The sequence below is a fragment of the Methylobacterium sp. yr668 genome (assembly GCF_900116245.1).
Taxonomy (GTDB): domain Bacteria; phylum Pseudomonadota; class Alphaproteobacteria; order Rhizobiales; family Beijerinckiaceae; genus Methylobacterium.
In genome coordinates, this window is record NZ_FOZY01000001.1 from 47,096 (window position 1) to 67,315 (window position 20,220).

Annotated in this window: 22 protein-coding genes and 1 tRNA gene; 7 read left to right on the top strand and 16 right to left on the bottom strand. The window is 70.2% G+C overall.

Going from position 1 to position 20,220, the window contains the following annotated elements; genetic code table 11:
• Positions 1-111: 111 nt before the first annotated feature.
• Entirely contained in the window at positions 112-828 is a 717-nt protein-coding gene (locus BM419_RS00220; RefSeq protein ID WP_091924270.1) for a 4'-phosphopantetheinyl transferase family protein, read from the top strand.
• 85 nt (positions 829-913) lie between these two features.
• A tRNA-Pro gene (locus BM419_RS00225) sits at positions 914-990 on the top strand.
• Positions 991-1,156: 166 nt separating this feature from the next.
• Here the strand turns inward: BM419_RS00225 and BM419_RS00230 are convergent.
• The 3 genes from BM419_RS00230 to BM419_RS00240 all read right to left on the bottom strand — a co-directional run bounded on the left by BM419_RS00230 (position 1,157) and on the right by BM419_RS00240 (position 3,383).
• A complete protein-coding gene (locus BM419_RS00230; RefSeq protein WP_091924274.1) occupies positions 1,157-1,483 on the bottom strand; it encodes a hypothetical protein in 327 nt (108 codons plus the stop codon).
• 289 nt (positions 1,484-1,772) lie between these two features.
• Positions 1,773-2,483: a restriction endonuclease gene (locus tag BM419_RS00235; protein ID WP_091924277.1), complete on the bottom strand. Its 711-nt coding sequence runs from the start codon at positions 2,481-2,483 to the stop codon at positions 1,773-1,775.
• Positions 2,484-2,630: 147 nt separating this feature from the next.
• Positions 2,631-3,383, bottom strand: a complete 753-nt coding sequence (locus BM419_RS00240) for a class I SAM-dependent methyltransferase (RefSeq protein ID WP_091924280.1) — start codon at positions 3,381-3,383, stop codon at positions 2,631-2,633.
• Positions 3,384-3,594: 211 nt separating this feature from the next.
• On the opposite strand from BM419_RS00240, the gene BM419_RS00245 reads away from it, so the two are divergent.
• On the top strand, positions 3,595-4,635 hold the full coding sequence (locus BM419_RS00245) for a hypothetical protein (RefSeq protein WP_091924283.1): 1,041 nt from the start codon (positions 3,595-3,597) through the stop codon (positions 4,633-4,635).
• Between the two features lie 7 nt (positions 4,636-4,642).
• Here BM419_RS00245 and tgt read toward each other — a convergent pair whose 3' ends face one another.
• Both tgt and queA read right to left on the bottom strand, forming a co-directional pair.
• Positions 4,643-5,779, bottom strand: a complete 1,137-nt coding sequence (gene tgt / locus BM419_RS00250; protein ID WP_091924285.1) for a tRNA guanosine(34) transglycosylase Tgt — start codon at positions 5,777-5,779, stop codon at positions 4,643-4,645.
• Positions 5,776-6,840 carry a tRNA preQ1(34) S-adenosylmethionine ribosyltransferase-isomerase QueA gene (queA, locus tag BM419_RS00255; RefSeq protein ID WP_091924288.1) on the bottom strand — a complete coding sequence of 355 codons (1,065 nt, stop codon included), beginning with the start codon at positions 6,838-6,840 and terminating at the stop codon, positions 5,776-5,778. Before queA ends, tgt begins: the two co-directional genes overlap by 4 nt.
• Positions 6,841-6,938: 98 nt before the next feature.
• On the opposite strand from queA, the gene BM419_RS00260 reads away from it, so the two are divergent.
• From BM419_RS00260 to BM419_RS00270, 3 genes are all read left to right on the top strand, one after another.
• Positions 6,939-7,196, top strand: a complete 258-nt coding sequence (locus BM419_RS00260) for a hypothetical protein (protein ID WP_091924291.1) — start codon at positions 6,939-6,941, stop codon at positions 7,194-7,196.
• On the top strand, positions 7,193-7,411 hold the full coding sequence (locus BM419_RS00265; protein WP_091924294.1) for a hypothetical protein: 219 nt from the start codon (positions 7,193-7,195) through the stop codon (positions 7,409-7,411). The genes BM419_RS00260 and BM419_RS00265 overlap by 4 nt, the downstream gene beginning before the upstream one ends.
• 97 nt (positions 7,412-7,508) lie before the next feature.
• Complete coding sequence (locus tag BM419_RS00270; protein ID WP_091924297.1) at positions 7,509-8,396, top strand: cation diffusion facilitator family transporter; 888 nt, start codon at positions 7,509-7,511, stop codon at positions 8,394-8,396.
• 8 nt (positions 8,397-8,404) lie between these two features.
• On the opposite strand, the gene BM419_RS00275 is transcribed toward BM419_RS00270, so the two are convergent.
• From BM419_RS00275 to coxB, 10 genes are all read right to left on the bottom strand, one after another.
• Positions 8,405-9,661 (bottom strand): SfnB family sulfur acquisition oxidoreductase, encoded by a 1,257-nt coding sequence (locus BM419_RS00275; protein WP_091924301.1) that lies wholly within the window; start codon positions 9,659-9,661, stop codon positions 8,405-8,407.
• 42 nt (positions 9,662-9,703) lie between these two features.
• The gene (gene sfnG / locus BM419_RS00280) at positions 9,704-10,819 is read right to left on the bottom strand and encodes a dimethylsulfone monooxygenase SfnG (protein ID WP_091678104.1); all 1,116 of its coding nucleotides are present in this window, start codon (positions 10,817-10,819) and stop codon (positions 9,704-9,706) included.
• Positions 10,820-11,031: 212 nt separating this feature from the next.
• Positions 11,032-11,796, bottom strand: a complete 765-nt coding sequence (locus BM419_RS00285; protein WP_091924304.1) for an SURF1 family protein — start codon at positions 11,794-11,796, stop codon at positions 11,032-11,034.
• Positions 11,793-12,167, bottom strand: coding sequence for a DUF983 domain-containing protein (locus BM419_RS00290; protein ID WP_026604660.1), 375 nt, complete (start codon positions 12,165-12,167; stop codon positions 11,793-11,795). The genes BM419_RS00285 and BM419_RS00290 overlap by 4 nt, the downstream gene beginning before the upstream one ends.
• A gap of 151 nt (positions 12,168-12,318) precedes the next feature.
• Positions 12,319-13,182, bottom strand: coding sequence for a cytochrome c oxidase subunit 3 (locus tag BM419_RS00295; protein WP_020091407.1), 864 nt, complete (start codon positions 13,180-13,182; stop codon positions 12,319-12,321).
• Positions 13,183-13,329: 147 nt separating this feature from the next.
• Positions 13,330-13,941 carry a cytochrome c oxidase assembly protein gene (locus BM419_RS00300; RefSeq protein WP_091924306.1) on the bottom strand — a complete coding sequence of 204 codons (612 nt, stop codon included), beginning with the start codon at positions 13,939-13,941 and terminating at the stop codon, positions 13,330-13,332.
• Between the two features lie 10 nt (positions 13,942-13,951).
• Complete coding sequence (locus BM419_RS32220; protein ID WP_020091409.1) at positions 13,952-14,116, bottom strand: hypothetical protein; 165 nt, start codon at positions 14,114-14,116, stop codon at positions 13,952-13,954.
• 5 nt (positions 14,117-14,121) lie between these two features.
• Positions 14,122-15,072, bottom strand: a complete 951-nt coding sequence (locus BM419_RS00305; RefSeq protein WP_020091410.1) for a heme o synthase — start codon at positions 15,070-15,072, stop codon at positions 14,122-14,124.
• 215 nt (positions 15,073-15,287) lie between these two features.
• Positions 15,288-16,916 carry a cytochrome c oxidase subunit I gene (ctaD, locus tag BM419_RS00310; protein WP_020091411.1) on the bottom strand — a complete coding sequence of 543 codons (1,629 nt, stop codon included), beginning with the start codon at positions 16,914-16,916 and terminating at the stop codon, positions 15,288-15,290.
• A gap of 50 nt (positions 16,917-16,966) precedes the next feature.
• On the bottom strand, positions 16,967-17,806 hold the full coding sequence (coxB, locus tag BM419_RS00315; RefSeq protein ID WP_056522032.1) for a cytochrome c oxidase subunit II: 840 nt from the start codon (positions 17,804-17,806) through the stop codon (positions 16,967-16,969).
• A gap of 370 nt (positions 17,807-18,176) precedes the next feature.
• On the opposite strand from coxB, the gene fdhD reads away from it, so the two are divergent.
• Positions 18,177-18,950, top strand: a complete 774-nt coding sequence (gene fdhD / locus BM419_RS00320) for a formate dehydrogenase accessory sulfurtransferase FdhD (RefSeq protein WP_244540688.1) — start codon at positions 18,177-18,179, stop codon at positions 18,948-18,950.
• A gap of 23 nt (positions 18,951-18,973) precedes the next feature.
• Here the strand turns inward: fdhD and BM419_RS00325 are convergent, their stop codons facing one another.
• On the bottom strand, positions 18,974-19,798 hold the full coding sequence (locus BM419_RS00325; protein WP_091924312.1) for a hypothetical protein: 825 nt from the start codon (positions 19,796-19,798) through the stop codon (positions 18,974-18,976).
• Between the last annotated feature and the right edge of the window lie 422 nt (positions 19,799-20,220).

Genomic DNA, 20,220 nt, shown 5'->3' on the forward strand with positions numbered 1-20,220 from the left:
ACGAGACGGGCCGCGATCCGATGCTGCTCATTCCTGCCCCATCGGATCGTCGCCCGTGCCGTTTCGCTCTCCCGACGCTAGCGCCCCAGCTCCCGCCTCGCGAGGTGTCGCGTGAGCGCGGTGCAGGTCTGGATCGTCGACCTCGTCCTGTCTCCGAGCCAGGTCGACCGGTGCGATGCCGTCCTCGACGCCGCGGAGCGCGCGCGGGCTGACCGTTTCCTGCGCCCGGCGGATCGGGCGCGGTTCCGCGCCAGCCACGCCGCGCTGCGGCTGGTCCTCGGCGACGCGCTCGGTCTCGCGCCGGCCGACGTCGAGCTCGCCGCCGGAGCCGGCGGCAAGCCGGAGCTCGCGGGCCCGGCACGGGGCGCCGCCGACTTCAACCTCTCCCATTCCGGAGCGCGCGCTCTGATCGGGCTCACCCGCGGCGCGGCGATCGGCGTCGATGTCGAGGCCGTGCGGCCGATCGCGGACGCGCTGCGGATCGCGGCGGCCCATTTCGCCGCCGACGAGGTGACGACCCTGGCCGGGGCCCCGCGAAGCGCGGTCGAGCGGCGCTTCTTCGGACTGTGGACCCGCAAGGAGGCGGTGGTGAAGGCTTTGGGCAGCGGCCTGTCGCTGCCCCTCGACCGGTTCAGCGTCAGCGTTCCGCCCGAAGCGCCGCGCCTTCTCCGGGCCGTCGGCGACGCGTCCTGGAACCTGGACGGTCCGTGGAGCCTGGCCGAGGTCGATTGCGGGCGCGATCACGTCGCCACGGTGGCGACCCGATCCGCGGAGGCGGAGATCACCTGCCACCGTCTCCCGGACGACTGGCCCGATCATCTGGGCTGAAAAGGCGCAACAGCGCGCTTGCGGTGCGGGAAAGGCGCGGCTATACACCCGCTCGCCGGCCCTGGCGGACACGCGGGACGGCCTTCGGAGTGTAGCGCAGTCTGGTAGCGCACCACGTTCGGGACGTGGGGGTCGCAGGTTCAAATCCTGCCACTCCGACCAAAATTCCCGCGATATCAAGTTCAGCGAGAACGGACTGTCACCCTTCGCAAGGGCCTTCCGGACGGATGACGCGTGGCCTCGCTGGTCAGCGTCCGCGGATTCCCAGACTCTCGCGAACGCGGCCACCTCGACCGGACCGAAGGCGTCGCGCCATCCCGGCTCCGCATCAGGCCTGTCCCTGGCTCGCGCCCCGCTGATCACTGCGCGTGGCGGATCCTGAGGCCGCCCCGTCTGGCCCGTCCGAGCCGCGATCCTGGGACGGAGTCTCCCCGGACCCCGCCGTGCCGGGGCTCTCGCCCTGCGGGATCAGGGGCGCCATGGGCACGCTCTCCACGAGCAGCGCGATCATCTCGGACCGTGAGCTCAGGAGAATGGCCGGCGGCTCGCCGGTGATCTGCCGCCATCGCCTGACGAAATCGCCCGCCGGCAACTCGGCGAGGGCGTCCTGTTCGGTCGCGGGGTGGTCCGTTCTGAGGGCTGCGGACTGATCCATGCGCCTCAACGGCTCGGACCACGATTCGGCCTCAGCGTCCGGCCGGGATGGTGAAGCGAGCGTTAGTCCGATCGCGGAAGACGATGCCCGCAACGGCGGACTGGCGGGCGAGCCCCGGGTCGCTCGATGCGTAGAGGAGCACGCGCCTCTCCCTGACGAAAGCGTGCGCGCCGGTCAGTTCATCGGCCGCACAGAGGGAGGCGCGTCGAGGAATGGACCCGGCGCGCGGCCGTGCGGGTTGTCGTCGTTCTCATGGGCCCTCATCGCACGACGCGGGGTCCGAGCGCGGTCAGGCGGCGAGTTTGAAACCGGTTCCGCGGGCCGTGCGGGGCGCGACCGTCGACTTGTCCCGGGGCAGCAGCAGGTCGATCTGCGAGCAGTGCAGCGCCAGGACGTTCTGCTCCTCCGCCATGGCGCGCGCCGCGCCGCTGAACCGGCCATTGGTCATCACGCACGCCGTGGTCGACCCGGCGCGCTCCGCCGCCGCCGCGACGTCCGAGATCGGGAGACACGCGACGTCGCGATCCGCCCAATGCAGGCAAACAACGACGCGCTTTCGGGCCCGGAGGAGCACGAAGTGGTCCTGATCCTGGTAATCCAGGCGCCAGCCGGCCGCCTTCAGGCACCGCAGCATCAGCGCCTCGTAATGCGCCTGCGAGGCGCTCACGCGGTCGACGAAGGTCCAGGACGCGACCTCGGCCGGCAGGATCGACGCGAATTCCGCGCTGACCAGACGCCTGAAGCCGCGGAACCGGACGACGGCGCGGAGCGGGCGCGAGAGATGGGCGCGGTGCAGCCTGACGAGTTCCCGGTCCCAGAGCGCCTCGAACGCGGCCGCTCCGCGCGCGTGGTGCTCCATCCACCGGTTCTCGATGATCAGGCGCTCGATCTGCGGTCGGATCGCGCGGCGACACCGCTCGGTGATCCGCTCCTGCAGATGCAACCAAGCGAGCAGAAGCAGGATGGCTATCACCCACAGGGCGAGGCTCGTCGCGAACATGGCGGCGGGACTTTGCGAAATAAGGCCGATGTCGCCATTTATCCGCCGCAGGAATTAAGCGGACATTGCGGATCACATGCGTACTGAACTCATCAGTACAAGTCTTTGGAGATGGTGAATTCTAAATTTATGTCCCCCGGCTGCCGCTCAGGTCCGCATGGCCACGAACATGCTCCGGCCCTGCTGGTGGTAGTAGCCGCTCTCCATCGAGCCACGGATGTCGCGTCCCAGCATGTCGTACTGCTCGTAGACCATGTCGAAGCCGCACTCCTTCAGAAGCTGAATCAGGGCCGGCTTGGTGGGCCAGAAAGAGCGCTTGTTGCTCCACGAGGTCCATTTGTGCGCCTCGAGCTGGCTCGTGTCGTCGAGATCGTGCTCGTGCATCCAGCGACCCGGCAGACCTTCGTTCTCGGCGGGCGGCGAGAGCTGAAACAGGGCCTCGTTCGTGTCGGTCGCAAAATGCGTGTGCAGGATGATCACGTCGCGCACGCATTCGGCCATGAGGCGGATGAAGGCGGCCGGCCTGTCGAGATGGTAGAGCAGTCCGCAGCAGAAGGCGGCATCGAAGGGGCCGTGGGCCGCCAGGTTCCACACGTCGTCGTTGACGAAGGCGAGGTCGGGGACGCCGGCCCCATCCTTGACCCGCAGGCAGTTCTCGAAGTTGGATCGGCGCACCTCGACACCGGTGGCGCGCATCCCGGCGCGGGCGAATTCGAGCGTGTAGCCGCCCTCGAGGCAGCCCAGATCGACGATCGACCGGCCGGCCAGCCTGTGCCCGTAGAACAGCCGGAGCGAGCGCAGGGCCGCCTGGGTCCAGGGGCTGTCGGCGATCAGCCAGCCCGCCTCGGGCAAGGTCTCGGACCCGTCCGCGAGGCGGATGTTGTGTGCCGTGAACGTCATGCCGACTCCCCACGCCGCCCACTCGTGCCGGGCAACGCCTTCGTCCGTCTATACGGGCGGCGGCCGATCGGTTCACGCGCTTTGTCGTCTCGCCCGTATCGAACGGTCGACCGGCGGGATGGGTCAGGTCGGCGCGACCGCCGCCTCCACGGTGCGGCCGGGCACGCGATGCCCGCGACGTGGCCCGTCGAACGGCGTATGTAGCCGCCCGATGGATCCGTCCTCTCACCATCGAGCCGGCCGGCGACCCGCTGGATGGGTCGGCTTCGCGCGCAGCTTCCTCGTCTGCGCCACCCTCATGGGCTTGGCGCTGATCGGCTTCGTGGCCGCGGTCGATCCCTACGGACTGCGGGCCGCGCCCGGGCATCCGCCGGGACCGATCATGGATGCCAATCAGCGGCTCTCCTATCCGCAGATCGCCCGCGGGGGGCCGTTCGACGCGGCGGTCTTTGGCACCTCGACGGCGCGACTGCTCGACCCGCAGGCTCTCGACGCGGCCTTCGGTGTCCGGTTCGCCAATCTGGCGGTGAATGCCGCGACGCCCGACGAGCAGGGCCGGCTCGCCGCGCTGTTCCTGGCCCGCCGGCCGATCCGCGCGGTCCTGTTCGGCCTCGATGCCCCGTGGTGCGCCGCCGATCCGCCGGCCCGGACCGCCCATGCCTTTCCTGACTGGCTCTACGCGGACCGCGTGCCCGGCGATGTCCTGCGTCAGGTCAGCCTGCGCTCGGTCACGACGGCCGTCCGGGCCGGACTCGCCGATCTCGGGCTGACGCGGGCGCGGATTCGCGGAGACGGCTACGCGGTCTTCACGCCGCCCGAGGCGCGCTACGACCTCGCACGCGCCCAGGCCCATATCCGCGCAGGCCGCGTGGACTCGGCGGCGGACGCCCCCGAGCTGCCGATGCCGGCCCTAGACCGCCTGGACGATCTCCTCGGTCGCGTGCCCGCCGAGGCCCTGAAGATCGTGGCCTTCATGCCGGTGCATGCGGGGGCGCAGGGTTCACCGGGATCGGCGGCGGGCCGTCGCGAGGAAGCCTGCAAGGCGCGCGCTGCGGCGATCGGGAAGAGCCGGGGCGCGGTCGTGGTGGATTTTCGCCGGATCTCGCCGCTGACGACCCGGGACGCGAATTATTGGGACGCGCTGCATTACCGCCTGCCCGTGGCGGCGCGCGTCGTCTCGGATCTCGCGCGCGCCGTCGCCACCGGCCGCGACGATCCGGATGGAATCTACCGGGTGCTCGCGCACCCGTGACGCCCGGTCAGGCGGCGGCGCGCTCGGCGCTCGCCCAGCCCGCGCGGGTCTCGGCGCAGTACTCCGCGTAGCGGCCGTCCCGGATCGCCGCGCGCGCGCCGGCCATAAGGTCCTGGTAGTAGGCGAGGTTGTTCCAGGTCAGCAGCATCATCCCGAGGATCTCGTTCGAGCGCACGAGGTGATGCAGGTAGGCACGGGAATAGTCCCGCGCGGCCGGACAGGTCGAGGTCTCGTCGAGCGGCGCGGTGTCCTCGGCGTGGCGGGCGTTGCGCAGGTTGACCCGTCCGTGGCGCGTGTAGGCGAGGCCGTGCCGGCCGGCGCGGGTCGGCATCACGCAGTCGAACATGTCGATGCCGCGGGCGACCGCGCCGAGGATGTCGTCCGGCGTGCCGACGCCCATCAGGTAGCGGGGCTTGCCGGCGGGCAGGTGCGGCTCGACCGTCTCGATCATGGCGAACATGACCGCCTGCGGCTCGCCGACGGCGAGGCCGCCCACCGCGTAGCCCTTGAGATCGAGATCCGTCAGCGCGCGGGCGCTCTCGACGCGCAGGGCCGGCACGTCGCCGCCCTGGACGATGCCGAACAGGGCCCGTCCCGGCTGCTCGCCGAACGCGACGCGGCAGCGCTCGGCCCAGCGCAGCGACAGGTGCATGGCCTTCTCGATGGCCCCGTGGTCCGCCGGCAGGCGGACGCACTCGTCGAGCTGCATCTGGATGTCGGAGCCGAGCAGACCCTGGATCTCGATGGAGCGCTCCGGGCTCATGTGATGCGCGGTGCCGTCGATGTGCGAGCGGAAGGTCACACCCTGCTCGTCGATCTTTCGCAGTGCGGAGAGCGACATCACCTGGAAGCCGCCGGAATCGGTCAGGATCGGCCGGTCCCAGTTCATGAAGCGGTGAAGGCCGCCGAGCCGGGCCATGCGCTCGGGGCCGGGCCGCAGCATCAGGTGGTAGGTGTTGCCCAGGACCACGTCGGCGCCGAGATCGCGGACCTGGCCGGGGTACATGGCCTTGACGGTCGCGGCCGTGCCCACCGGCATGAAGGCCGGGGTCCGGATCTCGCCGCGCGGCGTCCCGATCACGCCGGTGCGGGCGGTGCCGTCCCGGGCCAGCAGGTCGAAGCGGAAGGGTGCGCTGTCGGTCATGGGGTATCCGCGCCCGGGCCCGGGAAGAGCAGGCTGGCGTCGCCGTAGGAGTAGAACCTATACCCGGCGGCGATCGCGTGCGCGTAGGCCGCGCGCATCGTCGCGAGACCTGAGAACGCCGAGACCAGCATGAACAGCGTCGAGCGCGGCAGGTGGAAATTGGTCACGAGGGCGTCGACCGCGCGGAACCGGTAGCCCGGCGTGATGAAGATCTCGGTGGGTCCCGAGAAGGGCGCGAGCGTGCCGTCCGGTCGGGCCGCGCTCTCCAGCAGCCGCAGCGCCGTGGTCCCGACCGCGACGATCCGGCCGCCCGCGGCCCGCGCGGCGTTCAGGGCCTCGGCCGTGGCGGCGTCGAGGATGCCGATCTCCGCGTGCATGCGGTGGGCCTCGGTATCTTCGGCCTTGACCGGCAGGAAGGTCCCGGCGCCGACATGCAGCGTGACGTGGTGGCGCCGCAGACCGGCGGCGTCGAGATCGGCCAGCAGCGCGTCGGAGAAGTGCAGGCCGGCCGTGGGAGCCGCGACCGCCCCCGGATTGCGGGCGTAGACCGTCTGGTAATCGGTGGCGTCGCGGTCATCCGTGGCGCGCTTGCCCGCGATGTAGGGGGGCAGCGGCAGGGCACCCTCCGCGGCGATGGCCGCGTCGAGATCGGGCCCGGCCCGGTCGAAGGCGAGGACGATCTCCCCGGCCTCGGCCTTCTCGAGAACGGTCGCCGCCAGATCGCCGAAGCGCAGCGCGTCGCCCGCCGCGAGCCGCTTGGCCGGACGCGCGAAGGCGCGCCAGCGGTCGGGGGCTTCCCGCAGGTGGAGCATCACCTCGGTGCGCTGGCCGGGGGCGCCGGGCCGTGTGCGCACGCCGTTCAGCCGGGCCGGGATCACCCGCGTGTCGTTGAAGACCAGGGCGTCGCCGGCCCGGAGGGCGTCGGGCAGGTCGCGCACGGTCCGGTCGGCCAGCGGCGCGCCGGGGCGGACCACGAGCATCCGCCCGGCGTCGCGCGGCTCGGCCGGGCGCAGGGCGATGCTGGTCTCCGGCAGCTCGAAATCGAAGAGGTCCACGCGCATCGCCGGCTGCCTGCACCGAACGGCACGCGGTTTCAACCGCGGAACCGCCGGGGAGCGCGTCCGTTTCCAGCGTCACCGAGACGCGAGGCTCCCGATCCATGCCCTGGTACGCCGTTCGCCCCCGTGACGCCGCCGATCCCCGCTGGCCGCTCCCCGGCACGTCCGAGATCGTGCTGAAGGCCGAGGATCCCGACACCGCCCGCGCGAAGTTCGAATCGGCCTACCTGAGCCAGCCCTTCGGCAGCCCCGGAATCCCGGTGCCGAACACCGGCGTCGGCAGCTTCCGCGGCGATCCGGACGCCCTGGTCGTGGCCGAGACGGGCGAGCCGCCGGCGCCGCGGGGGAGCGACGCGTGACGCCCCGCGGTCGCCCCCGGCGGGTCACCCTCGACGGGCAGCTCCTCGGGTACTGGGAGCGCGAGGCCGCCCGGCTGGAGACCCTCGCCGCCGGAGCGCGTTTCGCTTGGCAGCGCCGTCGCTACCTGCGCAAGGCGGAGGCCGCGCGCGCCAAGGCGGAGCCGAGCCGGCGGCGCGAGGCCGCCCGCGACAACGGCGGCGCGTCGGAGACTTAGCCGCGGCTAACACGTTTTCGGCGGCGTCGAACCTTTGCCGTGGCCTTGGCCGCGGCCGGTGCCGTATGGGCGCGGCGTCACCCCAACGGCGCGAACCATGGACCGCACCCAGAAAGCCGCCCTCTTCAGCGCGGGCATCGGCCTCGCCGTCACGGCGATGAAGTTCTACGCGGCGTGGCTCACCGGCAGCCTCGCCCTGTACTCCGACGCGCTGGAGAGCATCATCAACGTGGTCGCCGCGGTCGGCGCCTTCGTGGCCCTGCGGGTCGCCGCGCGCCCGGCGGACGAGGACCATCCCTACGGTCACCACAAGGCCGAGTTCTTCTCGGCGGTGATCGAGGGCGCGCTGATCGTGGTGGCGGCGCTGCTGATCCTGCGCGAATCCTATTTCGGGCTGCTCGCCCCGAAGCCCCTCGACGCGCCCGCGGTCGGCCTCGCGATCAACTTCGCGGCCGGGATCGTCAACGCGGTCTGGGCGGCGGCACTGATGCGCTGGGGAAGGCGGTGGCGGTCGCCGGCCCTGATCGCCGACGCGCGCCACGTCTTCGCCGACGTGGTCACGTCCTGCGGCGTCCTGGCCGGCGTCGGCGCCGTGGTGGTGACGGGCTACCCGGTCCTCGACCCCGTGGTGGCCGGGCTGGTCGCCATGAACATCCTGTGGTCCGGCTTCCGCATGGTCCGGGAGTCGGTGGACGGCCTCATGGACAGGGCCGCCCCGGCCGAGATGGTGAGCCAGATCCGGTCGCTCATCTCCCAGCACGGCGAGGGCGCGCTGGAGGCGCACGACGTGCGCACGCGCTCCGCCGGTCAGGCGACCTTCATCGACTTCCACCTCGTCGTCCCCGGCGCGATGACCGTCGAGGATTCGCACGCGATCTGCGACCGGCTGGAATCAGCCCTGGAAACGACGATCCCCGGGGCGGTGGTGACCATCCACGTCGAGCCCGGCGAGGAGGCCAAGGCGCGGGGATTGCCGGTGCTGTAGGCCGCCGATCAGCTCCAGGCGTGGAGCGGCGGGTTCACGCCGTTGAGGGCGTGGTTGCCGACGATCGCGTATTTCCATCGGACGGGATCGTGCAGCGTGTGCGTGCGCGCGTTCCGCCAGTGACGGTCGAGATTCTCGGCGGCCAGGGTCGAGCGGGTCCCCGACAGCTCGAACAGCTTGTTCGACGCCGCCAGGGCGACCTCGGTGGTCAGCACCTTCGCCTCGGCGACCGCGATCTGGGCCGCCGCGACCGTCTCGGCGTCCGGCCGCGCGACGGCCGCGTCGAGGGCGAGACCGGCCCGGTCGAGCAGCGCCTCGGCGGCGTGCTGCCGGATGGTCAGGTCGCCGACTGCCTGGATCGTGTAGGGATCGTCGGACGCCCGCTCCAGCCCGCTGTCGATCCAGGGGCGGGCCTTCTCGCGGACGTAGCCGATGGTGTCGTCGAGGGCCTCGCGGCCGATCCCGGCATCGACCGCAGCCTGGATGATCTGGAACACGGCGCCGTCGGCGGTCGGCGCTGCGTAGCCCTTCCAGGCCGGCACCAGATGGGTCTTGGGCACGCGCACGTCGTCGATCAGCACGGTCCCGCTCGCCGTGCCGCGCTGGCCGAAGCTCGACCAGTCGTCGATCACCGTGAGTCCGGGCGCGTCCCGCTCGGCGATGGCGTACCAAGCGCGTCCCTCGGCATCGAGGGCGACGATCGGGACCAGGTGCGCGAGGAGGGCGCCGGTGGCGTAGAACTTCCGGCCCCGCACCACGACGTGGTCGCCGTGATCGGTGAAGCGCGTGTCGAAATCGGCCGCCCGCTTGGTGCCGCGCTCCGAGAAGGCGTTGCCGAACCGCGTTCCGCGCAGGACCTCGCCGAACAGCAGGTGCTTCTGCGCCTCGTCCGACACCGTCCGGATCGCCGCCAGGATGCCGAGATGGTTCTGGGCGATCTGCGCGATGGCGGGATCGGCGGCCGCCACGATGGCGATGACCTGCGCGAGGGTCCGGTAGGAGACCTCGGGGCCGCCATAGGCGCGCGGCACGTTGATCGACCAGAGGCCGCTCTGCGAGAAGGCGTCGAGCTCCTTGCGCGGCCGCACGGCGTGGCGGTCCCGCTCCGACGCGCCGGCCCGGAACTCGGCTGCGAGCCCGTGGGCCACGGCCAGCGCCTCGGCGTCGTCACGGATCACGTGGGCGGGTGAGGGCGGCCGCGCGGGGCCGGGAGCGCCCGGGCGGTGCTCCGGCTCGAGCGTGCGCGCATCGACGGCGATGTTCATGGCTCACTCCGATCAGTCGGGATACGGTTCGGCGGGCGGCGCTCAGGCGGCCTCGGCGCGCCGGTCGCGGGCGGCCTCGAGGGCGCGGACCCGCGGGATCACGTGCGCGCCGAAATACGCGACGTCCTCCTGGAAATGCAGGAAGGCCAGCAGGGCGAGGTCCGCTCCCGCATCCTTCAGCGCCAGGATCCGCTCGGCGATCTGGTCGGGCGTGCCGATCAGGTCGGTCTTGAAGCCGTCGTTGTACTGGACGAGATCCTCGAAGCTCGACTTGGCCCAGTTGCCTTCCCCTTCCGGCGAGGCCTTGCCGGCATTCTTGACCTCGTGACCGAAGGCCTTCACGGCGTCCGGGTCGGCGTTGTCGATGATCTCCTGAAGGACGGCGCGGGCCTCCTCCTCGGTGTCGCGGGCGATGACGAAGGCGTTGACGCCGATCCGGGGATGATTGCCGGTCTCGGCCGACTTGGCGCGGATATCGTCCACCTGGGCGCGGATCGTCTCCGGCGTGCCGCCATTCGTGAAGTACCAGTCCGACACGCGGGTCGCCATGTCGCGCGCGGCGCGCGACGAGCCGCCCTGAAAGATCTCGGGCAGCGGCTGGGCCGGCTTCGGCTTCAGCGTGTAGTCGCTGTAGCGGTAGAAGTCGCCGCGGAAGGTGAAGCTGTCCTGCGTCCAGATCCCGCGCAGGCTCCGTATGAACTCCTCCGACCGGCGGTAGCGCTCGTCGTGGTCGAGCCAGGGCTCGCCGATCGCCCGGAACTCGCCCGAGAACCAGCCGGAGACGATGTTCACCGCGATGCGGCCTTCGGTGAGTTGCGAGATCGTGGCGATCTGCTTGGCGGCGAGGGTCGGATGCCAGGGACCGGGCAGGAGCGCGGCGATCACCTTGAGCTTGGTGGTCGCGGCCAGCAGGGCGTGGCTGAAGGCGACCGATTCGTGCTGGTACTCGGCGCCGTAGCCCGCGGTGAACCGGATCTGCGTCAGCCCGTAATCGAACCCCGCCTCCTCGGCGATCTGCGCCAGCTTCCGATTGTACTCGGCGTCCCAGCTCGTGCGCTGGGGGATCTTGCTGATGACAAGCCCCCCGGAGACGTTGGGCACCCAGTAGGCGAAGCGGATCGGCTCGCGCGCCGCCGCGTCGGCGAGATGGCTGGTCATCCGGCGTTACCTCAGTTGCACGGCGGTCCGGCGCCGTGTCGTCTTCGGATGATCGCCGCGAACTGAATACACTATGCAGAACGCGACCGATCGCTCAAGAACACCGAAAGTATTCCGGGGCGATGGCCGTCGGTCAAAGGAACGGGTTGCCGTTTTTCAGCCGATCTCGGCGAGACTCTTCTTCGCCGAGATCCTGCGCGCGCGGCTTTGTCCTAGGCGGCGCGGGCCGCGGGCGAATCGTGGAGGCGGCGCCACGCGAAGACCGAGAACACGCCGATCAGGCAGGCGGCGAGGCCGAACCACGTGAATGCGTATTGCAAGTGGTTGTTCGGCAGGTCGACCCGGAGCTGGCCGCCGCGCGGCCACGTCGTCTGCCCGGGAACGGCGTCGGCCTCGATCAGATAGGGATCGACCTTTTCGAGGCCGCGCGCCGCCGCGATGCCGGCGATGTCCCGGTTGAACCACTCCCCGCGGGCGGGATCCGGCTCCGGCACGAACATCCCCCGGGCCTCGCTCGCGCGGAGGATGCCGGTGACCGTCGTCGACCCGTCGATCAGGCCGTCCCGGCGATCGCCTTGCGCCTTCAGCTCCGTGGGAACGAAACCCCGGTTGATGATCACCATGCTCCCGTCGTCCCGGCGGAACGGCGTGAGCACGTAGTAGCCCTGCAGGGCGCGGCCCGGCGTCTCGCCGGGCGCCAGCCCGTGCACGAGGGTTTCCCGGTCGTTGAGGAACTGACCGCTGACCCGGACGTGCCGGAACTCGTCGCGCGCCGAATCCCAGGCCGCCGCGGCCGGCGGCGCCACCGGCTCCGCGCGGCTCTGACGCACGATCCGGGCGATCAGGTCTTCCTTCCAGGCCCTGCGCTCGAGCTGCCAAGTCCCCAGCCCCAGCAGGATGGCCAGGGCAACCAGCGAGGCGAGCCCCGGCGCGACCAGGTCGCGCCAGCCAGCGCGGTGCGGTCCGCTCGCGGTCACGGCTCGAAGCGCCCTTGCTCCGCCCGGTTGCTGAACTGCAGGGCGATGAGCAGGCCCTTGAGGGGCCGCACCAGGATCAGGCTGAGCCCGACCGAGAGGGTCAGGGCCACCAGGGCGTGGACCCAGATCGGCGGCTCGTAGGTGATCTCCAGCCAGAGGGCGAGACCGACCACGATCAGGCCGACGATCGACATCACGAAGAAGGCCGGCCCGTCCGCGGAGTCGAAATGCGCGTAGTCGAGCCCGCACGCCTCGCAGGAGGGGCGCAGGCTCAGGAACCCTTTGAACAGGTGACCCTCACCGCAGCGCGGGCACCGGCCGCGCAGGCCGGTCGGGATCGGCGGCGGCGGCGAGTAGGTTCGGTTGTTCACGGGCACACTCCAGACCTGTTCCGTGCGGGACCCCATCGACCCGCGCGCGGGTCGTTCTCGTCGATACGGGGTTCGCGCGGCGTCGGAAACGCAGAAGGGCGGCCTGAGCCGCCCTTCGCAGATCCGCTATGCGGCGGCGGGATGGTTCCGCTCAGTGAGCGCCGCCGCCGTGGAAGACCCCCGAACCCCACACGTAGATGGCGGCGAACAGGAACAGCCACACGACATCGACGAAGTGCCAGTACCAGGCGGCGAACTCGAAGCCGAGGTGCTGACGCGGGGTGAACTGGCCCGCGTAGACGCGGAACAGGCACACCGCCAGGAAGATCGTGCCGATGATGACGTGGGCGCCGTGGAAGCCCGTCGCCATGAAGAAGGTCGACGAGTAGATGCTGCCCGAGAAGCCGAACTCGGCGTGGCTGTACTCGTAGGCCTGGCAGGCGGTGAACAGAACGCCGAGGATGATCGTCAGCCACAGGCCGTACTTCAGGCCCTTGCGGTCGCCCTCGATCAGCGCGTGGTGCGCCCAGGTGACGGTGGTGCCCGAGGTCAGCAGGATCAGCGTGTTCAGGAGCGGCAGGTGCCAGGGATCGAACGCCTCGATGCCCTTCGGCGGCCAGACACCGCCGGTGAACTCCACGCGCGAGACCTGGATCGGGTCGGCGGTGTAGAGGGCGGCCTCGAAGTAGGCCCAGAACCACGCGACGAAGAACATCACCTCGGAGGCGATGAACATCATCATGCCGTAGCGGTGGTGAAGCTGGACGACGCGGGTATGGTCGCCGGAATTGGCCTCGTGCGCGACGTCCTTCCACCACGAGAACATGGTGTAGAGGACGCCGATCGTGCCGGCCCCGAAGATGTAGGGACCGGGAGCCAGGGTGCCGATCGTGAGGCTCTTCATCCAGAACACGGCGCCGAACGCCATGAGAAAGCCCGAGAAGGCCCCGATCAACGGCCACGGGCTCGGATTCAGGATGTGGTAGTCGTGATTCTTGGCGTGCGCCTCGGCCATCGTCCCGTCGCTCCTCACCCTCGCGCCCTGCACCGTTCCCGGCCTAACGCTGTTCGTTGCTTGCCCTAGGCCGGGCGCGGCACGCACCACACCCAAGCTTGCTCGCAGCTTTAGTCGCTGCGGCCCCGTGTTGTCACGGGTCCGCGATCAGAAATCGCCCTTCGTTCCCGAGGAAGACGATCTCGCCACCGCCGCCTTCACGGGCTGACCGTTCTTGGAGGCGAAGTACGTGTAGGACAGCGTCATCTCCGAGAGATGCGCGGTGTTCGAGTCGTCCCGAACGGCCGGATCGACGTAGAACACCACCGGCACGTCCAGCGTCTCGCCCGGCTGGAGCGTCTGCTCGTTGAAGCAGAAGCACGCGATCTTGACGAAGTAGCCACCCATCAACCCGGGCTGGACGTTGAAGGTCGCCACACCCGCCGAGGGCGTGCTGCCGGTGTTCTGCACGCGGAAGAAGACCGTCTTGGTCTCACCGAGCTTCGCCTCGACGCTGCGCACTTCCGGGATGAATTTCCAGGGCAGCCCCGGCGCGACGTTGGTGTCGAAATGGACGACCATGCTGTCGTCGGTCCGCGCCGCGGAGGCCGAGAGGGCCGGTCCCTGCCGGGGCGTGCCGTCGTAGCCGGTCGCCTTGCAGAAGGCGTCGTAGAGCGGCACCGACGCGAAGGCGAGGCCGATCATGCCCACGGCGAGACCCGCGCAGGCGAGGGCGGTGCGCGTGGCGGCCCGGTTCGATCCTGATGGAGGAACTGTCATCGGGAGCGCCTCAGAGCGGCCGGGTCAGGATCTGAGGGCCGAGCTTGACGATCGTCAGCACGAAGAACAGCAGGACCCAGGCTCCGAGGGCGAGCGCGATCGCGATCGAGCGCTTGCGGCGGCGCGCCTCCTGCTCGGGCGTGAGCGGCCGGTACTGGATCTCGGGATCCGCCATGGCGCTCAACCCAGGACCGGGCGGAACAGGCCGAAGCTCTGCTCGGCCAGGAGCGCCGAGAACAGCGCGAACAGGTAGAGGATCGAGAAGCCGAACATGCCCATGGCGGCGCGCCGCTCGGCATCGCCCTCGCGGTTCCGCAGCACGCGGATGCTGAAGGCCACCATGCCCAGGCCGCCGACGAGGCCAACCACCGCGTAGACGAGGCCACCGAAGCCCAGAGCCACCGGGACGAGGCCGAGGGGGGCGAGCAGCAGCGAGTACCACACGATCTGGCGGCGGGTGGAGGCCGGGCCGGCGACGTTCGGCATCATCGGGATGCCGGCGCGGGCGTACTCGTCGGCCTTGATCAGGGCGAGCGCCCAGAAGTGCGGCGGCGTCCAGATGAAGATGATGGCGAACAGGATCAGCGACTCGACGCCGACCGAGCCGGTCACCACCGCCTGCCCGATAACCGGCGGCAGGGCTCCGGCGGCGCCGCCGATGACGATGTTCTGCGCGGTCGCCCGCTTCAGCCACATCGAGTAGACCACGGCGTAGAACACGATGGTGAAAGCGAGGAGCGCGGCCGCCAGGAGATTGGCGGCGAGACCGAGCACCACCACGGAGGCGACCGAGAGGAACAGTCCGAAGCCCAGTGCCTCCTGGGAGGTGATCCGGCCCGACGGGATCGGCCGGGTTGCTGTCCGACTCATGACCGCGTCGATGTCGGCGTCCCACCACATGTTGAGGCAGCCGGACGCACCGGCGCCGACCGCGATGGCGAGGAGCGAGATCGCGCCGATGGCCGGCTGCACGTGGCCCTGCGAGACCACCATTCCGACCAGCGCGGTGAAGATCACGAGGACCATCACCCGCGGCTTCAGCAGGGCGAAGTAGTCCGGAACGTCGCCGCCGGCGGTCGTGAGGGCCGGGGCCGGAACGTCCGGTCCGATCGTGTTCGTCAGGCTCGTCATCGCGTCTGCCGCTGCTGTGTCGGCGCCCGGCCGCGCGCGTCACGGCCGAGTCGTGTCTCGAAATCGACGTGTTCCAAGGATCGGCGTGAGCGGGGCCCGGGACTTCTCCCTCGGCCCGTGCGGGTCGCCCTCATCGCTCGCCCTTGCCGGGAGGTCGGCCGACCGGCCTCCGGGGAAGGGCGAGGGCCGCGGACGCGGCGCTCGCGGGATGTCTATCAGTGCGCGCCCGGCTCGTCGACGATGCGGGGCAGCGTCTCGAACTGGTGGAACGGGGGCGGGGAGGAGAGCGTCCACTCGAGGGTGGTGGCGCCTTCGCCCCACGGGTTGTCCGCGGCCCGCTCCTTCGAGCGGAAGGCGAGGATCACGCCGATCACGAACACGAACATGCCGAGCGCGAAGATGTGGCCGCCGTAGGTCGACACCTTGTGCCACTGGGCGAACGCGTCCGGGTAGTCGGCGTAGCGGCGCGGCATGCCAGCGAGGCCCAGGAAGTGCATCGGGAAGAACAGGACGTTCGCGCCGATGAAGGCCAGCCAGAAGTGCAGCTTGCCGGCCCACTCGGGGATGATGTGACCAGTCATCTTCGGGAACCAGTAGTAGACACCGGCGAAGATGATGAACACGGCCCCGAGGGACAGCACGTAGTGGAAGTGCGCGACCACGTAGTAGGTGTCGTGCAGGTACTTATCGACCGCCGAGTTGGCCAGCACGACGCCGGTGACGCCGCCGACCGTGAACAGGAAGATGAAGCCCACCGCCCAGTGCATGGCGGCGGTGAAGCGGATGGAGCCGCCCCACATGGTGGCGATCCACGAGAAGATCTTCACGCCGGTCGGAACCGCGATCACCATCGTGGCGAACACGAAGTAGGACTGCGTCTGCAGCGACAGGCCGACCGTGTACATGTGGTGCGCCCACACGACGAAGCCGACGACGCCGATCGCCACCATGGCGTAGGCCATCGCGAGGTAGCCGAAGACGGGCTTGCGCGAGAACGTGGCGATGATGTGCGACACGATGCCGAAGGCCGGCAGGATCATGATGTACACTTCGGGGTGACCGAAGAACCAGAACAGGTGCTGGTACAGGATCGGGTCACCGCCGCCGGCCGGGTCGAAGAAGGTCGTGCCGAAGTTGCGGTCGGTCAGCAGCATCGTGATGGCGCCCGCGAGCACCGGCAGCGAGAGCAGCAGCAGGAACGCGGTGACCAGCTCGGCCCAGGCGAAGAGCGGCATCTTGTGCAGCGTCATGCCCGGGGCGCGCATGTTCAGGATCGTGGTGATGAAGTTGATCGCGCCGAGGATGGAGCCCGCGCCCGACAGGTGGAGCGCGAAGATCGCGAAGTCGACGGCCGGGCCGGGATGGCCGGCGGTGGAGAGCGGCGGGTAGACGGTCCAGCCGGTGCCGGCGCCGGACGCGCCGGGCGCGCCCTCGACGAACAGCGAGCAGAGCAGGGAGCAGAAGCCCGCCACCGTCAGCCAGAACGAGATGTTGTTCATGCGCGGGAACGCCATGTCGGGCGCGCCGATCATGAGGGGCACGAACCAGTTGCCGAAGCCGCCGATCAGCGCCGGCATCACCATGAAGAACACCATGATGAGACCGTGACCGGTGACGAACACGTTGTAGGTCGCCGGGTTCGAGAAATACTGCAGGCCGGGCGCCTCCATCTCCATCCGGATGCCGAAGGAGAGGAACGCGCCGATGATTCCGGCGCAGAAGGCGAACAGCAGGTAGAGGGTGCCGATGTCCTTGTGGTTCGTCGACAGGAACCAGCGGGCGAAGAACGACGGCTTGTGGTCGTGGACCTCATGGGCCCCGGCATGGGCTGCGGCTGTAGCCATGGATTCGAATGCCTTGTGGATCTGATGGGGTCTGTTCGATCAGCCGGGGCTCAGCGGGCCTCGGCGAAGCTCGTGCCGTTGTCGATGCGGGCGTACTTGGTCTTCGCCTCCTTCAGCCAGTCGGCGTAGGCCTGCTCGCTGACCACGCGGACCACGATGGGCATGTAGGCGTGGCGCTGGCCGCACAGCTCGGAGCACTGGCCGTGGAAGGTGCCCTCTTTGTCGGCCTTGAACCACATCTGGTTCAGGCGGCCGGGGACGGCGTCGATCTTGAAGCCGAAGGCCGGCATCGCCCAGGAATGCAGCACGTCGGCGGCGGTGACCTGGATCTTCACGATCTTGTTGACCGGAACGACCATCTCGTTGTCGGTCTGGAGCAGGCGCGGCTGCTTGTCCTCGTCGATGTTGGCATCGAACGTGAAGCCGCCGCCGGCCTCGGTCTGCGGGTACTCGTAGGACCAGTACCAGGCGTGGCCGACGACCTTGACGATCATGTCGGCCTTCGGGTCCGAGAGCTGCGTGCGCAGCAGGCGGAAGGACGGGATCGCCACGGCGACCAGGATCAGCACCGGCACGATCGTCCAGGCGACCTCGATGGCGGTGTTGTGCGTGGTGCGCGACGGCGTCGGGTTCCGCTTCTCGCCGAAGCGGTAGACGCACCACAGGATGAGCCCGAGGACGAACACCGAGATGGCGAGGGACAGCCAGTGCAGGCCGATCTCGAAGTTCAGGATGTCGCGCGCGTTCTCGGTGACCGGGATCTGCCGGTCCATCTCCCACGGCACGGGCTGACCGAAGCCCGCGGCCTGCGCGCCGGATATCGGGAAGAGCAGGGCGCCGAGAGCGGCGAGGCTCCAGAGTGACCGGTTGATCGTCCGCACCGTCCGCATCTGCCTCTCGTGGCTCCCCTGAAACTGTCTGGCTGCCGCCGGACCTCCCCGTCTTGAACGCGTGCGGGATTGTACCGACGTGACGGAGTACCGGTTGTGTCACCCGGCATTATCCGACCGGCGCTTCAGACCACAAGGGCCGGCCACGTGCAACCGCACAAGCGTCGCATCGCGCGCTTTCCCGCCAGTTGACGGCGCCTCGTGGCGTCGGCGCACTAGGGGCCGGCGAAATCGTTCCCCGTCGCGTCGCGCCGGGGATGAAGCGTCGCGACGCGTTCGTGCCACGCCTGCGGAGTTCGAGATGTCCACCCAAACCGGCAGCCCCACCTCCGGTCCTCTCCCCTGCGCGGTGCCGGCGCCGATGCAGGTGATGACCTATACGGGCTCGGCGCCGAGGCCGGACACGCGGGCGCTGGCCGTCGAGGCGCCGGTCAACCTCGTCTACGGCAGCGTGCCGCACGCCGTGATGATGGCGACGCCCGCCGACCTCGAGGATTTCGCCTACGGCTTCAGCCTGACGGAGGGCATCGTCGACAGCGCGGAGGAGATCCGCGCGACCCGGGTGGAGACGGCGTCGGACGGTCTGCGCCTCCACGTCGAGCTCGCGCCGGGCCGGCTCCGCGAGCATCTGGCGCGCAAGCGCGCCATCAGCGGCCGCACCGGCTGCGGGGTCTGCGGCATCGAGGACTTGGCGCAACTGCCGCAGGCCGGTAAGCGGGCGGACTCCGAGGTCCGGGTCGGGCTGCCCGCCATCGCCCGCGCCCTGTCGAATCTCGACAGCGCCCAGCGCCTCGGCGCGGAGACGCGCGCGGTCCACGCCGCGGCCTGGGCGCGCCTCGACGGCGGCCTCGCGGCTGTGCGCGAGGATGTCGGCCGCCACAACGCTCTGGACAAGCTGATCGGCACCCTGATGCGGACCGGGACGCCCGCGGACTCGGGTTTCCTGGTCATCACCAGCCGCTGCTCGTACGAGATGGTCGAGAAGGCCGCGCGGCTCGGCGCGGCCGTGATCGTCGCTATCTCGGCGCCGACGTCGCTGGCCCTCGACCGGGCCCGGTCCTACGGCATGACGCTCTGCGCCATCGCGCGCGCCGACACCGTGACGGTGTTCACGGGAGCCGAGCGGCTGACGGACGGCGCGTGACGCGCCGGTCCCGTCCGCCGAATTTACTCGGCCTGGCCCGGGACGATGGTCGCGCCGCCGATCACCCGAACCGGCTTCTTGTCGGTGGGCGGATCCTTCCAATCCTTCGCGGCCGGCTTGGCCGTCTCGGCCACGGCGGCGTCGGCCGGCTTCGAAGGCGCGGCGGGTCGCGCAGCGGGAACCGGGGCCGGGGCCTTCTCGATCGCCGCCGCCTTGGTCTCGGGCGCGGGACCCGCGCTCGGATCCGCCTTGGCCGTATCGGCCGGCGGGAGCTTGGGGGCCGGTGCCTCGGGAGACGTGCGGGGCGGCGGCTTCAGCTCTGGCGTCCGGGCGAGCGCTCCGCGCGCGACCCGCTTTGGCGGAGCGTTGGGCGGAGCGGTCCGGCCGACGCTGTCGGGATTAACACCTTCGGGATTGGCCTCGGGCCGCAGGGCCTCGGTGCCCGGCCGGCGCTGGGGCCGAGCCACCGGACCGTCCTCGGGCGGGACCGGACGCATCGCGCGGCGGGGCACGACCTCGTCCTCGGTCCAGCCGAAGCCCGGTGCGGGTCGCTCCAGCCGAGCGACGGTCTCGGGCGCACCGATCGGCCGGCGGCCCACGATCCCGCCCGTCATGGGATCGACGAACAGCCGGACGGGCGCGCCGGCGGGACCGACGGCGTCGACCACGTAGACCCGCCCGTCGAAGCGCGGGCGGCTCAGGCCGCTGAACCCGCGATCTGCGAGGCGCCAAGCGACGACGCGAGGCGGAAGGACCTCTTCCTCGAAGGCGAATTGCGCGCGCGCGCCGCCCGATGCGCCCAGGAGAGCGAGCGCCGACAGGCACATGGCGCGAAGCGTCCGGCTCATCGGGCGTGGGAGGCGCGCAGCGGCTCTGCTCGTCATCGTCACTCTTGTGCGTTCTGGGTTTGGAGACCCGGCAGAGTGTCCGGTTCGTGTCCGGTTCCGGCATGGTCCGGGCCGGTAGACCCGGACCTCGACCATGCCGGCGAGGTCGTTGCCCCGCATGCCGCTTGTGCTCGGCACGACCCGTAGAACCCGCGATTCGGGCGAGATTGCGGAGGCGGGTAGCGGGTCCCGGCCCGTCATCCAGAGCGGCGACACCGTCGCGGCCCGCAGTCTCTTGCTGAAAACATTTCAATCTGGCAGTTTCGCGACTTAGGACAGCACAACTGTCCCATCGGCCGTGCATCCCGGCCGTCGCCGTCTCGCGCGCGGGCGAGAAGTTTCGGCAGACGGACACGGGCGCGCCAGCGCACCGCTCTCCGAGC